At 71.0% G+C, this 13,722-nt stretch carries 14 protein-coding genes; 6 read left to right on the top strand and 8 right to left on the bottom strand.

The annotated features are described in order from the left end of the window. Positions 1 to 11 precede the first annotated feature (11 nt). Genes EKO23_RS11830 through EKO23_RS11820 form a run of 3 tightly spaced genes read right to left on the bottom strand, consistent with a single transcriptional unit; the run spans position 12 to position 2,426 of the window. Positions 12 to 521, bottom strand: a complete 510-nt coding sequence (locus EKO23_RS11830; protein WP_134717478.1) for a flavin reductase family protein — start codon at positions 519 to 521, stop codon at positions 12 to 14. Positions 522 to 537: 16 nt separating this feature from the next. Then, the gene (gene macS, locus EKO23_RS11825) at positions 538 to 1,653 is read right to left on the bottom strand and encodes a MacS family sensor histidine kinase (RefSeq protein ID WP_134717476.1); all 1,116 of its coding nucleotides are present in this window, start codon (positions 1,651 to 1,653) and stop codon (positions 538 to 540) included. Between the two features lie 41 nt (positions 1,654 to 1,694). After that, on the bottom strand, positions 1,695 to 2,426 hold the full coding sequence (locus tag EKO23_RS11820) for a lysophospholipid acyltransferase family protein (RefSeq protein WP_134717560.1): 732 nt from the start codon (positions 2,424 to 2,426) through the stop codon (positions 1,695 to 1,697). Between the two features lie 124 nt (positions 2,427 to 2,550). Between EKO23_RS11820 and EKO23_RS11815 the strand changes: the two genes are divergently transcribed. The 3 genes from EKO23_RS11815 (at position 2,551) to EKO23_RS11805 (ending at position 5,236) form a co-directional block, all read left to right on the top strand. Beyond that, positions 2,551 to 3,336, top strand: coding sequence for an alpha/beta hydrolase (locus EKO23_RS11815; RefSeq protein ID WP_134717474.1), 786 nt, complete (start codon positions 2,551 to 2,553; stop codon positions 3,334 to 3,336). 170 nt (positions 3,337 to 3,506) lie between these two features. Further along, on the top strand, positions 3,507 to 3,962 hold the full coding sequence (locus EKO23_RS11810; protein ID WP_134717472.1) for a hypothetical protein: 456 nt from the start codon (positions 3,507 to 3,509) through the stop codon (positions 3,960 to 3,962). A 47-nt stretch (positions 3,963 to 4,009) separates the two neighbouring features. After that, entirely contained in the window at positions 4,010 to 5,236 is a 1,227-nt protein-coding gene (locus tag EKO23_RS11805) for an ornithine cyclodeaminase, nickel-pincer nucleotide-dependent (protein ID WP_134717470.1), read from the top strand. Here the strand turns inward: EKO23_RS11805 and EKO23_RS11800 are convergent. Beyond that, a complete protein-coding gene (locus EKO23_RS11800) occupies positions 5,221 to 6,174 on the bottom strand; it encodes an ROK family protein (RefSeq protein ID WP_246051044.1) in 954 nt (317 codons plus the stop codon). The genes EKO23_RS11805 and EKO23_RS11800 overlap by 16 nt on opposite strands. Before the next feature lie 181 nt (positions 6,175 to 6,355). Between EKO23_RS11800 and EKO23_RS11795 the strand changes: the two genes are divergently transcribed. After that, positions 6,356 to 6,772, top strand: a complete 417-nt coding sequence (locus EKO23_RS11795) for a TadE/TadG family type IV pilus assembly protein (RefSeq protein WP_134717466.1) — start codon at positions 6,356 to 6,358, stop codon at positions 6,770 to 6,772. Between the two features lies 1 nt (position 6,773). After that, complete coding sequence (locus EKO23_RS11790) at positions 6,774 to 8,582, top strand: TadE/TadG family type IV pilus assembly protein (protein ID WP_134717464.1); 1,809 nt, start codon at positions 6,774 to 6,776, stop codon at positions 8,580 to 8,582. 15 nt (positions 8,583 to 8,597) lie between these two features. On the opposite strand, the gene EKO23_RS11785 is transcribed toward EKO23_RS11790, so the two are convergent. The 4 genes from EKO23_RS11785 to EKO23_RS11770 are packed head-to-tail and all read right to left on the bottom strand — an operon-like array spanning position 8,598 to position 11,597. Beyond that, complete coding sequence (locus EKO23_RS11785) at positions 8,598 to 9,542, bottom strand: ROK family glucokinase (RefSeq protein ID WP_134717462.1); 945 nt, start codon at positions 9,540 to 9,542, stop codon at positions 8,598 to 8,600. Continuing rightward, a complete protein-coding gene (locus tag EKO23_RS11780; RefSeq protein WP_134717460.1) occupies positions 9,539 to 9,970 on the bottom strand; it encodes a hypothetical protein in 432 nt (143 codons plus the stop codon). The genes EKO23_RS11785 and EKO23_RS11780 overlap by 4 nt, the downstream gene beginning before the upstream one ends. Next, entirely contained in the window at positions 9,967 to 11,136 is a 1,170-nt protein-coding gene (locus EKO23_RS11775) for an ArsA family ATPase (RefSeq protein WP_134717458.1), read from the bottom strand. The genes EKO23_RS11780 and EKO23_RS11775 overlap by 4 nt, the downstream gene beginning before the upstream one ends. Positions 11,137 to 11,156: 20 nt before the next feature. Beyond that, complete coding sequence (locus EKO23_RS11770) at positions 11,157 to 11,597, bottom strand: SRPBCC family protein (protein WP_134717457.1); 441 nt, start codon at positions 11,595 to 11,597, stop codon at positions 11,157 to 11,159. 157 nt (positions 11,598 to 11,754) lie between these two features. Here EKO23_RS11770 and EKO23_RS11765 point away from each other — a divergent pair, with 157 nt between their 5' ends. After that, positions 11,755 to 13,554, top strand: a complete 1,800-nt coding sequence (locus tag EKO23_RS11765; RefSeq protein ID WP_134717455.1) for an AMP-dependent synthetase/ligase — start codon at positions 11,755 to 11,757, stop codon at positions 13,552 to 13,554. Positions 13,555 to 13,722: the final 168 nt, after the last annotated feature.

Raw genomic sequence — 13,722 nt, 5'->3', positions numbered from 1 at the left:
GAGAAGGCCGCTCAGGGCCGCACGTAGCGCCCCCGCCGGTGCACCAGCGCGTCGTCCTCGGAGCCGATCTCGACGTGCTCGACGGTCGCGGTCAGCAGCAGCGACCACCCGACCTCGGTCGTCGACTCGAGGGCCACCCCGGCCCAGGTGGCGGCGTCGGCCAGCCGGGGACCCCAGGAGGTCTCCTCCCAGGCCGCCTGGGCGAACGCGCCACCGGGCGCGGGCGCGGTGCCGGCGAAGGCGTCGGCCAGGGCGCGGTGCCCCCAGCGGAGCAGCTGTACGACGGCTCGGCCGGTGGTGGGCAGGGCGTCGGCGAGGTCGGAGTCGGGGTCCACCAGCGCCAGCACCCGCGCCGGCTCGCCGCCGGCCACCATCAGCGACGAGACCGTGAGCCCGGCCCGCTCGCGACCGGTCCCGGTGGTCCAGAGGGACACCGCTCCCCCGAGCCGGCCCCGGAACCGACGCACCGGGTCGCGCTCGGACTCGGGGTCGAGGAACGGGTGGGTGTCGTGGATGGTCACGCGGCCGAGCCTAGGACTACCGCTCTGGGTCCCGGGGGAAGGTGAGCTCCCACTCGGTCCCGAAGGCCCCGGTGATCAGCTCCGCGGTGCCGCCCAGGTCGGCGACCCGGCCGCGGATCGAGCCGCTGACCCCCAACCGTCCCTCGGCCTCCGCAGCGGCGAGCCGGCCGTCCGCGATGCCCGGCCCCTCGTCGCGGACGCTCACCACCACCCGGTCGCCCAGGTCCTCCAGCAGCACCCACGCCGGGGCGTCGTCGCCGACGTGGACCTCGACGTTGTGCAGGCAGGCGCGGACCACGGCCTCGACCTCGCCGGCGGACTGCGCCGGCAGCGGGACCGGCGTCCCCGGGGTGGCCACACTCACCCGCGGCGACCGGAGCAGCCCGAGCGCCTCGAGCACCGGCCCGAGGTCGACCTCGCCGTCCTCGTCGGTCGGCACCTGCAGCGCGTCCTGCTGCCGGATCAGCGCGCGCAGCGCCTGCTCCTGCTCACCGGCGAGCCGGCCGAGCTCGGCGTCGCCGCCGGGCTCGCCGCCCCGACGCTGCACGAGCGCGAGCACCTGCAGCACCCCGTCGTGGACCGCCCGGGCCAGCCGGGCCCGCTCGCCGGCGACCGCGGCCTCGCGCTCGGCGACGTCGCGGGCCACCGCCATCCGCTGGAGCAGGTCGACGAGGTAGCCGACCACGACCCCGCCGAGCAGCAGCAGGAACACGTTGCCGTAGTTGGTCTGGTTCATCTCCTGCCGGGACAGCAGGTCCGCTGCGACCAGGGCGCAGGCGGCGACCGTGCCGCCGACCAGGCGCCAGTGGATGGCCCACGCGAGGAGGGCACCCATCACCCAGTAGCCGGGCAGGGTCGCGTTGAAGCCGGCGCCCTTCACCCAGGGGGTCGCGGCGATCAGGGCCACCGCGACCAGCAGGTCCGCCACCAGCAGCGGGGGCCGCCGCCTCCGCCGGTCGGCGTACGCCCAGTTCGCGACGAAGGTCCACGCGACCATGACCAGCACCAGCACGAGGCCCGCGGTCGGGTGGACGAAGTTGTCGCGGCGGTAGACGTTGAGCGCGACGGCGTTCGCGAGGAGCAGCACCCGGAGCACCGCGACCGCTCGGAACATGCCGTCCTGGACGGCCACCCCGGCGGCCTCGCGCCACCACGGGCGCCCGTCGAGCGCCGTCAGGACGCCTTCTTCTTCTCGCTCGCGTCCTCGGCCGCGGCCTCGCGCTCGAGCCGCTTGGACTCCTCCTTGGCGCGGGTGGCGTACATGTCGACGTACTCCTGGCCGGAGAGGTTCATGATCTCGTACATGATCTCGTCGGTGATCGAGCGCAGGATGTAGCGGTCGTTCTCGAGGCCCTCGTAACGGCTGAAGTCGAGCGGCTTGCCGAAGCGCACGATCGGGCGGGTGAACGAGCCGAAGGTCTTGCCGGGCGGGGCCACCACGTCGGTGCCGACCACCGCCACCGGGATCACCGGGACGCCGGTCTCGAGCGCCAGCCGGGCGACGCCGGTCTTGCCGCGGTAGAGCTTGCCGTCGTGGGAGCGGGTGCCCTCGGGGTAGATCCCGAAGATCTCGCCCTTCGACAGGATCCCCTTGGCCGAGGTGAGCGCACCCTCGGCGGCGCTGGCGCCAGAGCGGTCGATCGGGATCTGCCCGGACCCGCGGAAGAAGTGCTTCTGGATCCAGCCCTTGAGGCCGGGTGTGGTGAAGTACTCCGCCTTCGCCACGAAGCTGACCCGGCGGCTCAGCGTGAGCGGCATGAACAGCCAGTCGGCGTACGACAGGTGGTTGCTGGCGAGGATCACCGGGCCCTCGTCGGGGACGTTCTCCACGCCATACGCCTGGGGTCGGAAGATGAGCCGCAGCAACGGACCGATGGCGATCCACTTCAGGAACCAGTAGAACACCGGCGGCCTCCTCACGCTGTCTCCCGGTCGGCCCCCGATCGCCGACCCGCCGAGTGAACACTAGCCCCAAAACCACCCCGTGTGGTCACCCGCACGGGGGGTGGGGCGGTGCCATCATTCTCACGTGCCGACATCGTCACCGACCGCGGCGTGGTCCGCCGCGGCCCACCCCGAGCTCACCCAGTCCGAGCGTCCCGTCGGAGTCCTGCTCCTGCACGGGTTCACCGGCTCCCCGGCCTCGATCCGGCCGTGGGCCGAGTTCCTCGCCACGCGTGGGTACGCCGTCGACGTCCCGCTGCTGCCGGGTCACGGCACCCGCTGGCAGGACCTGAACCGCACCACCTGGCGGGAGTGGTACGACGAGGCCGAGCGCGGGCTGGACCGGCTGCTGGTCGACAACCACCGCGTGGTCGTCGGCGGCCTCTCCATGGGGGCCGCGCTGGCGCTGATGCTGGCCGCCAAGCGAGGACCCGACGTCGCCGGCGTGATCAGCGTGAACGTCTCCGTCGACAACCGCGACTGGCGCCGGCACCTGCTGCCGGTGCTGCGCCGGGTCACGAAGTCGTTCCCCGGGATCGTCGACGACATCAAGAAGCCCGGCCAGACCGAGCTCGGCTACGACCGGCTCCCGCTCGACGCCTCGGCCTCGCTGCTGGACTTCTACCGCGCGCTCCAGCCGCTGCTCCCGCAGGTGACCCAGCCGCTGCTGATCCTCTGCTCCAGCGAGGACCACGTCGCCGATCCCGGCTCGCACCGCGCGGTGCTCGAGTCCGTGTCCTCGATCGACGTGATCGAGAAGGTGCTCCCCGACAGCTACCACGTGGCGACCCTCGACAACGACGCCCCGACGATCTTCGAGGAGTCCGTCGCGTTCGTGCACGCCACCACCCACGCCCAGCACCCCGAGTGACCGGCCCCCTCTCCGGATAGTCCCAAACGTTTGAGGGGTCGCCGTCGGCGTGTCGGACCCTCGAACGTTTGGGACTATCCGGACGGACAGCGGAACTCCCCAGCAGGGACTCGAAGGCGGGGCGCGAACCACCTCGACGGGAGGGGTACGTCGCGACGTAGGCTCGCAGGGTGAGCAAGCGTGACGAGGACGAGGCCTGGCGGCAGATCGTCGCCAACTACGGCGAGCAGCCGTCGGTCGACGACCTCCCCCGCCTCGACGAGCACGTCGAGGAGCACCGGATCGACGAGCCGTCGGCCGAGCGGCTACCGGGCGACCCCGAGCGACCGGGAGACGGCGCGCAGGGCGAGGACGCGTCGTACTCCCCGTTCCCGTGGGAGGACGAGGGTCGTTACGTCCCGCCGCCCCCGCCGCCGGTCCCCCGCCCCGAGCCGCGGCGGGCGCTGGCCTGGGTCGGTCTGTTCGGCGCACCCATCGTGCTGCTGGTCGCGCTGGTGTTCGGGATCTACCTCCCGGGGTGGGTGAGCGCGATCCTCGTCGGCGGGTTCATCGGGGGGTTCGTCTACCTGGTCTCGACCATGTCGAAGGACCCCCGCGACCCCGGTGACGACGGCGCCGTCGTCTGACCGGACCCGCCCGCGCACGGCACCGGGAAGTGGCTAGGCTGCCGACCGTGACTGTGAGCGAGAACGTCGAGATCACCGGCCACCTGATGGACAGCGGCATCCTGTCGCGCGTCCTCGACGACATCCGCGAGTACGGCGCCGACTGGGTCATCGACCACATCGACGTCGGCCACGAGGCCGCGGACATGTCCACCGCGACGATCACCGTGACCGCGGACGACGACGAGGACCTCCAACGGCTGCTGATGCGGCTGCAGACCCGCGGCGTCAACATGGTCGACCCCGGCGAGGCGGAGTACGCCGAGGCCGAGATGGACGGCGTGTTCCCCGACGGCTTCTACTCCACCACCAACCTCCCCACCCGGGTCCGCCTCGGCGGCCGCTGGATCGAGGTGGAGAACCCCGAGATGGACTGCGGCCTGATCGTCGACGGCACCCGGGTCTACACGCTGCCGATGGCCGACGTCCAGGCCGGCATGAACGTCGTGTGCGGAGCGTCGGGCGTCAAGGTCACCACGCCGGTCGACGACCGCCCCGAGGGCGGCTTCGGCTTCATGGAGTCCGACGTGTCGTCGGAGAAGCCGCAGGCGGTGCTGGTGCGCCAGGTCGCCGACGGGATGCGGGAGGCGAAGACCGCCGGCAAGAAGGTCTTGTGGGTCGGTGGCCCCGGCGTCGTCCACACCGGCGCGGCTCCCGCGATGATGGCGCTGGTGCACGCCGGCTTCGTCGACATCCTCTTCGCCGGCAACGCGCTGGCCACCCACGACATCGAGTCCGCGCTGTACGGCACCTCGCTCGGCGTCGACCTCGCCATGGGCCGAGGCGTCGAGCACGGCCACGAGCACCACATCCGTGCGCTGAACACGATCCGCAAGGAGGGCTCGATCCGCGCAGCCGTGGAGAACGGCGTGCTGACCGGCGGGATCATGCACGCACTGGTGACCCATGACAAGGAGTTCGTGCTCGTGGGCTCGGTCCGCGACGACGGCCCGCTCCCGGACGTCTACACCGACGTGATCGACGGCCAGCGCGCGATGCGCCGCGCACTGTCGGACGTCGGCTTCTGCCTGATGGTGGCGACCATGCTGCACTCGGTCGCCACCGGCAACATCCTCCCCGCCTCCATCCCGCTGGTCTGCGTGGACATCAACCCCGCCACCGTCACCAAGCTGGCCGACCGCGGCTCCTCGCAGGCGCGCGGTATCGTCACCGACGTCGGCCTGTTCCTCGAGCAGCTCGCCGTGGAGCTGGTGCCGGACTACCGCCGGGTCTGACGCGCGAGGTCGGCGGCGCCGACCAGCCCGGCCCCGGGGCCGAGGGTTGCCGGCAGCACGGGCGGGATCTCCCTCCTCGCGGCCCCGACCAGCGTGCGCTCGAGGGCGGTGCGGGCCGGGTCCAGCAGCCGGTCACCCGCCGCCGAGACCCCGCCGCCGATAACCACACAGTCAGGGTCGAACGCGGCGACCAGGTTCGCGACGCCGACGCCCAACCAGTCACCCACGTGCTGGAACGCCTCGTGTGCCAGGAGGTCGCCGTCACCCGCGGCGTCGGTCACCATCGGGCCGGTGAGCAGCGCCGGGTTCCCCTGGCACATGTCCTCCAGGACCGTGGGCCGGATCCCGAGGCGCTCACGGACGAAGCGCACCAGTGCGCTGCCCGACGAGTACTGCTCCCAGCATCCATAGCCGCCGCACTCGCAGGCCAGCCCGCCGGGCACGACCTGCATGTGGCCGAACTCGCCAGCCATGCCGTTGCGACCTCGGTGCAAACAACCGTCGAGCAGCAGGCCGCCTCCGATCCCCGTCCCAAGCGTGACGACGACGACGTCCCGAGCGCCGCGAGCCGCGCCGTACGTCGCCTCAGCGTGCGTAGCTGCGGTCGCATCGTTCTCGAGGACCACAGGCACGCCCCAGCGGTCAGCCAGCACCTCGCGCAGTGGCGAGTCCTCCCAGGGCAGGTGCGGCGCGAACATCACCCGCTCACCGTCGGCGTCGACGAATCCCGCCGCGGCGACACCGACGCCGAGCACCTCGGCGTCTCCTGCCGCCTCCTCGACGGCTTCGGTCAGCGCGTCCTCGACCATGCGTACGTCGACGCGGCGGCCCGGAGTACGGCGGAGGGCCGTGCGGCGCACCCGCCCCTCGTCGTCGACGACACCGGCCAGCACCTTGGTGCCGCCGACGTCCACACCGATCCAGACCTGTTCACCCACGCGCCACATTCTGGCGCATCGGGGTACACGGGTGACCGATGACCCTATATGACTACCACCGCTCACCAATCGGATGATTCTTGTCCGGAGGGGTTTATTGGCGCTCGCCGATACCTAGACTCGTCTCGCCATTCGTGGCAAGCAACGGGGGACGGATACCTCTGCGGAGGAGGGGCTCAGGATGCGTAGACGGCACAGGGACGAGGACGGCTCTGCCGTCATCGAGTTCGCACTGATCTTCCCGATCTTCGCGGCCATCGTCATGGGCATCATCCAGTTCGGCTGGTACTTCTTCACCGCCGAGTCGACGAACACGGCTGCCCGCGAGGTGGCCCGGCGGGTCGTGGTGGGCGACTGCTGGGGTGGCCAAGACGACCTCGCCACGGACTTCGCGCCGCAGATGACCGGCAGCGTCGGCCTCAGCACGGCCCCCTCAGGTCTCTCGGTCGGCGACAACATCACCGTCACGGTCACGTCCGACGCCGAGCTCCTGAGCCTGATCCCCGGTGTGCCGGCGACCGTCACCCGCGCGTACACCGCCCACATGGAGGTGGACGAGCAGTCCGACGCCGCCGACGACGCATGTCTGGCGCCCTGAGATGGCATCGAAGCGGCGCGACGAGCGCGGGGCGTACTCGATCCTCTTCGCCTTCCTGGCGGTCGTACTGATCGGCTTGTCAGCTTTCGCTGTCGACCTGGGCAACGCCATGGCCAGGAAGTCCGACGTCCAGGGACAGGCTGACTTTGCAGCATTGTCGGCCGGCGGCCAGCTGACCGGGCAGACCAGCGGCACCATCCCGAGCGTGGTGCTCGACGCGGTCCGGCTCTCGATGAACGAGAACCAACCGCTCAACCGGAACGGGGCCTGCGTCTCGGACACGGTGACAGCCTGCGTGACGAGCAACACCCAGCTGACGAACGGCGACCTGACCGACGGAGAGGTCAGGTGGGCAAATGGAGGGCTGCAGGTCATCACGCCCCTGGAGCGGGTCGAGAACGGATTCGCCTGCATCTTCAGCGTGGGCGACGACGGCCCCTGCGAGAACGAGAACACCGACGTCCAGGGTCGTGCCACGGTGGCGGTGTTCTCCCCCTTGGGGGCGCTCCCCGTCTACGCCGTCACACCCTGTGACTACGGTCGACAGACGATCACCGACCCGGCCAACGGTCAGGTCAGTCCGGTGGCCGTCCCGCCGCTCGCGAACAACTCGGAAGTGAACGGCACCGAGCTCACGGGGTCGGACACTGCGCAGATCCCGTTGAACACGACTGGCGCCACGATCATGCTCACGGGCAAGGCGTGGACTCGCACCACCAAGGTCGGCTTCTTCCCAGCCTCGGGGGCCGCGCCCGTCGAGGCCGCGAGCTTCATCGACGACACCGGTTCGACGCACACGCTGTCTCCCATGGTGAACTACACGACGAGCGGGAACAGCGCACACACGATCAGATTCGTCGTCCCCCAGTCCGTGGCGACCAGCGAGCAGGTCTGGTACATCCGGGTCTGGAACCGGGACACCGCCACCTCGAGCACCGGTCTGTGGTCAGACAAGAACCAGTCGATCCCCCTGCGCGTCGGCGAGCCGGTCCTCGAGTGCGATGCGGGGTCTAACGACGGAAACTTCGGCACGCTCAAGTTCCCACGGACCGACGTGAGCTCCCAGAACGACCAGCTCGCGATGAACATGGCCACCAACCTGCAGGAGCCGATGACGCTGACTGTCCACTCATCGTGGACATCCAGCGGCACCTGCTCCAACGGTGTCAACGGTGCCGTGACCAGCGGGCTGCCCAACCCCGGGTTGAAGCCCGGCACCAACTGTGTGGACACCGACACCGGGCTGCCGGCACTCGCTGCCACCGCGGGAATGATCACCGGGGTCGGGAGCACGCCGGGACGCCTGACGACCGAGAGCACCACACCCGGCTGTGGGCCCGGGGGCTCGTCGTCCAACGCCACTGCCCGGATCCAGAACACGAACTACTCGATCAACAACGACGTGCTCAGCTGCTTCCTCACCGACGGGGCCTCCCTGGCCACCGTCGCGGACAAGAACTACAGCGGGGACGCGGTGCTCGACGAGTCGATCTACGACTCCCCGCGGTTCTTCTTCGTGCCGGTCCTTCATGTCCAGCCGGCAAATGGCGGCAGCAACAAGTACTCCATCATCGACTTCCGCCCGGCGTTCCTGACCGACGAGGACGTCGCGTCGTCGTCGGTCAAGGGTTCGAACACGGCCACCGCCCCGGTCGGGAACTCGCCCGGCAATGGCATCGTGATCGAGCAGAACCAGATCAAGACGATGAAGGTGATCTTCTTCAACTCGAACGCCCTGCCCAGCCGCACGGGCGGTGCACTCACCACCTACTTCGGCGTGGGGCCTCGCATCGTCCGCATGATCGACTGACCGTCGTCAACGGGCTCAGGGCAGCGCGAGGTGCGCCGCCCCGATCATGCCCGCGTCGTTGCCCAGGGTGGCGGCGCGGACCTCGGGCACCGGACGGTGCCCGGCGCCGGTGAGATGGGCCTCCAGGGAACGCCGCACCGGGTCGAGCAGCAGGTCGCCGGCCTCGCTCACGCCGCCGCCAATGACGACCACGCCGGGGTCGAGCACGGCGACCAGCGTGGCCACGCCCTCACCCAGCCAGCCGCCGAGCACCGCGAGGCGCTCCTGGGCGAATGGGTCGCCGGCCTGCGCGGCGAGCGTGATCATCGGGCCGGTGATCCGCTCCACGTCTCCCCCGGCCTGCTCCAGCAGCGGCCCGGCGCCCTCGGCTCCGCGGCGTACGGCGTCGTGGGTGTCGGCCACCAGGGCGGAGCCGCTGGCGTACTGCTCGAGGCAACCGTGCAGCCCGCAGCCACACAGCCGACCCTCGCGCTCGATCCGGATGTGTCCGACCTCGCCGGCGATGCCGAAGGTTCCGCGGTAGAGCTGCCCGTCCATCACGACGCCGCCGCCGACGCCGGTGCCGATGGTCACCAGCAGGAGGTCGTCGGAGAGCTCCTGGGCGGCCCCGAACGTGAACTCGCCCCAGGCAGCCGCGTTGCCGTCGTTCTCGACGACCACCGGGAGCCCGACCCGCTCCTCGAGGTCCTCCTTGAGCGCGACGTCGCGCCAGGCGATGTTGGGCGCGAAGTAGACCTTGGCGCGGGCGGCGTCCACGAAGCCTGCGGCAGACACACCGACCGCTGCCACCTCGTGCTTCTCGCGGAGCTCGGCCACCATCTTCTCGATGCTGGTCTCGATGGCCGCCGGGTCCTTGGCCGGCGAGGTGACCTTGGTCTTCGCGACCACCCGGCCGTCCTGGTCCACGACACCGGCGGCGATCTTCGTGCCACCGACGTCGACACCGATGGTGTGGGTCATTCGCCCTCCGGCCACTCGTCGTCCCCGTCCCAGTCCGTGTCGTCACCCGCGTCGTCGAGGTCGATGCGCTCGACGCCACCCTGCCGGCGCTTCTCCTCCGGCACGGCCGCCGCCATCAGCGCCGCCGCGGCCTGCATCAGGTTGGCCCCGGCGAGCGCCAGGTGGGCGCGCACCTCCGGGCTGCCCTCGCGTACGACGTGCACCACCCGGCACACCGGACAGTAGCGGCACTCGGGGCTCCCGGTCGCGATGTGCTGGTCCAGCTCGTGGAACGCGTCGGCCAGGCCGTGCCCGAGGTTCTGCCCGGCCTCGCTGCCGTGGGTGCGGGCCCATCCCGACAGAGCGCCGAGCAACTTGGCGGCCTCCTCTGTCACCGATCCCACGGGGTCCTGCGGCCGCCCGTCCCCGCCGCCACCGGTCTCGCTCATCCGTTCCTCTCCTCGAACCGCACCTGCAGGGCCCCCTCGTCCACCCGGGCCCCGGTCACCCGGTGCCGGGCCAGGCCCGGCGGCAGGGACAGCAGCCGACGATACGACCCCACGGTCACCACCAGCTCGTCGCCGTGCCTGGCGAGATCCACCTCACCCCGAGTGACGAACGGAAGGTCCAGCCGCAGCACCGCGCCCGCGCTGTTGCGGGTGATCCGCAGCGGCCCGTCGCCGGCCGGCGCGGCCAAGGGGTCGGTGCCGTCATAGACCTCGGTGGCGAGCTGCCGCAGCGCGTCGACCCCCACCGGCTCACCCGCGCGGTAGACCGAGCGCCACAGCGGCAGGCCCGGGAACGACTGCTCGACCTCCTCGAGGACATGCGACTGCGCCGCCACCCAGCCGGCGCGCCAGCTGTCGCCCTCCGCCTCGGGGAACACGCGGTTGGCGACGACCCCGTCGACGCGGTAGCCGAACAGGGACAGGGTCGTGAAGGAGCGCCGGGCCTCGGCCAGCACGACGCTCTCGGGCGTCAGCACCAGCCGGACGCTGGAGTCGGGGCCCGCCAGCAGGTCGCGCACCTCGTCCAGCTCGTCGTGCAGCCGCTGGATCGCGTCGAACACGGAGTCGCCGGGCATCGGCACCCCGGCCGCCCTGGTCAGCACCGGCTTGAGCGCCTTGACCACCCGCCGCTCGACCGGGAACACGCGCTGCATGTACCACCCGAGCGCCTCCGGGAGGGCCAGCAGCCGCAGCGTCTCGGCGGTCGGGGCACAGTCGACGACCACCAGGTCCCAGTCACCGGAGAGCGCGTGCAGCCGCAGCTCGAGCAGGGCCAGCACCTCCTCGGCACCAGGGATCACGGTCAGCTCCTCGGCCGCGACCGGGTCCACGCCGGCGACGTCGAGGACCGAGAGGAGGTAGCGCTGGATGTCCGCCCACGACTGCTCGAAGCGCTGCTGGGCGTCGACCTGCTGGACGAAGAGCCGGGGCGCCACCTCGGTGGGCTCGGACCCGACGCGGGCGCCGAACGCGTCGGCGAGCGAGTGGGCCGCGTCCGTGGAGAGGACCAGCGTCCGCTGACCACGGGACGCCGCGAGCGCCGACGTACTGGCGGCGACGGTGGACTTGCCGACGCCGCCCTTGCCGGTGAACAGGATGATGCGCACGGTCTCGGGCCAGGACCCCGTCAGGCGAGCGACTCGACGCGCTTCTTGAGCCCCTTGAGCGCGGTGTCGATCAGGATCTTCTCGCCCTTGCGCTTGAGCATGCCGATCAGCGGGATCGAGACGTCGAGGGAGAGTCGGTAGGTCACCTCGGTCGCGCCGTTGCCCAGGTCGCGCAGGACATAGGCGCCGTCCAGGGCGCGCAGCATCTTGCCCTCGACCAGCTTCCAGGTGACCTGGCGGTCACCGTCCCAGTCGTAGACGAGGGTGTACTCGTCCTTGATCGGCGACACGTCGAGCTCGAAGAACACCTGGTCCGCGGAACCGTCGGGATTGGTCCTGCGCACGTCGGCGGTCTTCACGCCCTTGGCCCACTGGGGGTACGCCGGGAAGTCACCGATCACCGCCATCACGGCCGACGGCTCGGCGTCGACGACGATCGACGAGGTGGTCTGTTCGGCCATCGTGTCCCCTGGAGTGGTCCGTGCGGCTTTGGTCCGTGCAGCGTGCCGATCGGGCACCGGAGCCCGGGCGCCCGAGAGCAGCGAGCGTACCGGATACCGGACCGCCGTCCGGCGCCGGTAGCCTGCTGGTGAACCGGTTCGTAGCAAGGAGCAACGCGTGCGCGAGTTCTCGACCCCCCTGTCGGTGGAGATCCCCGCCACCGGCAACCTCACCGACGACGTCGTCCGCAATGCCACGGACCACCCCGATGCGGTCGTGTTCAGCCGCAACACCCGCGACGGCTGGGTGGACGTGACCGCCGAGCGGTTCCGCGAGGAGGTGGTCGCCGTCGCGAAGGGCCTCGTGGCGGCCGGCGTCGAGCCCGGCGACCGCGTGGCCCTGATCTCCAAGACCCGCTACGAGTGGACCCTGATCGACTACGCGATCTGGTTCGCCGGGGCGGTGACCGTCCCCGTCTACGAGACCTCGTCGGCCGAGCAGATCGGCTGGATCCTCTCGGACTCCGGCGCCAGGGCCGTGGTCGCCGAGGGCGCCGACCACCTGGCCCGGGTCAGCGGCCTGCGCGGCGACCTCCCCGACCTCCACCACGTGTGGACCATCGACGACGGCGCCATCGACGTGCTCACCCGGCTGGGTGCCGACGTGCCGGACGACGACCTCGAGAAGCGCCGCACCACCACCACGCCGCTCGACCTCGCCACGCTGATCTACACCTCGGGCACCACCGGCCGGCCCAAGGGCTGCATGCTCACCCATGCCAACTTCATGTTCGAGCTGGGGGTGGCGGTGCCCGAGCTCGACGAGCTGTTCTCCACCGAGGGCGGCGAGGAGCCGTCGACGCTGCTGTTCCTGCCGCTGGCGCACGTGTTCGCGCGGATCATCCAGATCGGGGCGATCAAGGCGCGGGTCCGCCTCGGGCACTCGGCCGACATCAAGAACCTCGTCGCCGACCTCGGCGCGTTCCGGCCGACCTTCATCCTGGCCGTGCCGCGGGTGTTCGAGAAGGTCTTCAACACCGCATCACAGCGCGCCGCCGCCGACGGCAAGGGCCGGATCTTCGACCGCGCCGCCGACGCCGCGATCGCCTGGAGCCGTGGCAAGGACACCGGCAAGGTCCCGCTGCGGGTCCGTGCGGAGCACGCCCTGTTCGACCGGCTCGTGTACGCGAAGCTGCGCGCCACGCTCGGCGGGCGCTGCACGTACGCCGTCTCCGGCGGCGCCCCGCTCGGCGAGCGGCTCGGCCACTTCTACCGCGGGATCGGGCTGACCGTCCTCGAGGGCTACGGCCTCACCGAGACCACGGCCGCGGTGACCGTGAACCTCCCCGACGCGAACAAGGTCGGCACAGTCGGACGTCCGTTGCCCGGCACCGCCGTCCGGATCGCCGACGACGGCGAGCTGCTGGTCCGCGGCGGCCAGGTGTTCGCCGGCTACAGGGGCAACGAGACGGCCACTGGCGAGGCGCTGGACCGCGACGGCTGGTTCCACACCGGCGACGTGGGCGAGGTCGACGACGAGGGGTTCGTGCGGATCACCGGACGCAAGAAGGAGATCCTCGTGACCGCCGGCGGCAAGAACGTCGCTCCCGCCGTGCTCGAGGACCGGCTGCGCGCCCACCTGCTGGTGAGCCAGTGCATGGTGGTCGGCGACGGCCAGCCGTTCATCGCGGCGCTGGTCACGATCGATCCCGAGTCCTTCCCCGCCTGGGCCGCCGAGCACGGCAAGAGCGGCAGCGTGGCCGACCACGTCGACGACGCCGACCTCCGAGCGGCGATCGAGACCGCGGTCGAGGACGCCAACAAGGCGGTGTCCCAGGCCGAGGCGATCCGGAAGTTCGTGATCCTCCCCGACGACTGGACCGAGGAGGGCGGACAGCTCACGCCGAGCCTCAAGCTCAAGCGGTCGGTCGTCATGCGCGAGTTCCGCGACGAGGTGGCCGCGCTCTACACGCGCTAGACCGACCGGCGCGCCCGCGCACCCGTTCCGGGCATTCCGTGTCCGAATTGCCCCGGTTCCGGCCGATCGGCCGATCCTGATAGTCCGAACGGGCACTGGTGGTGGCCAATTTTCTGCAGCATGACTAGTAAGAACCGGTCATCTGTGGGAAACAGTGAGTTCCGAGTG

It is taken from the genome of Nocardioides guangzhouensis (assembly GCF_004519545.1).
Taxonomy (GTDB): domain Bacteria; phylum Actinomycetota; class Actinomycetes; order Propionibacteriales; family Nocardioidaceae; genus Nocardioides; species Nocardioides guangzhouensis.
The sequence above is the reverse complement of the archived record's forward strand: the minus strand, read 5'-3'. Positions and strand labels throughout refer to the sequence as shown.

Coding starts and splice junctions, on each gene's coding strand:
- EKO23_RS11785 (WP_134717462.1), bottom strand. CDS start 9,542: ATGACCCACACCATCGGTGTCGACGTCGGTGGCACGAAGATCGCCGCC.
- EKO23_RS11795 (WP_134717466.1), top strand. CDS start 6,356: ATGCGTAGACGGCACAGGGACGAGGACGGCTCTGCCGTCATCGAGTTC.
- EKO23_RS11780 (WP_134717460.1), bottom strand. CDS start 9,970: ATGAGCGAGACCGGTGGCGGCGGGGACGGGCGGCCGCAGGACCCCGTG.
- EKO23_RS11770 (WP_134717457.1), bottom strand. CDS start 11,597: ATGGCCGAACAGACCACCTCGTCGATCGTCGTCGACGCCGAGCCGTCG.
- EKO23_RS11790 (WP_134717464.1), top strand. CDS start 6,774: ATGGCATCGAAGCGGCGCGACGAGCGCGGGGCGTACTCGATCCTCTTC.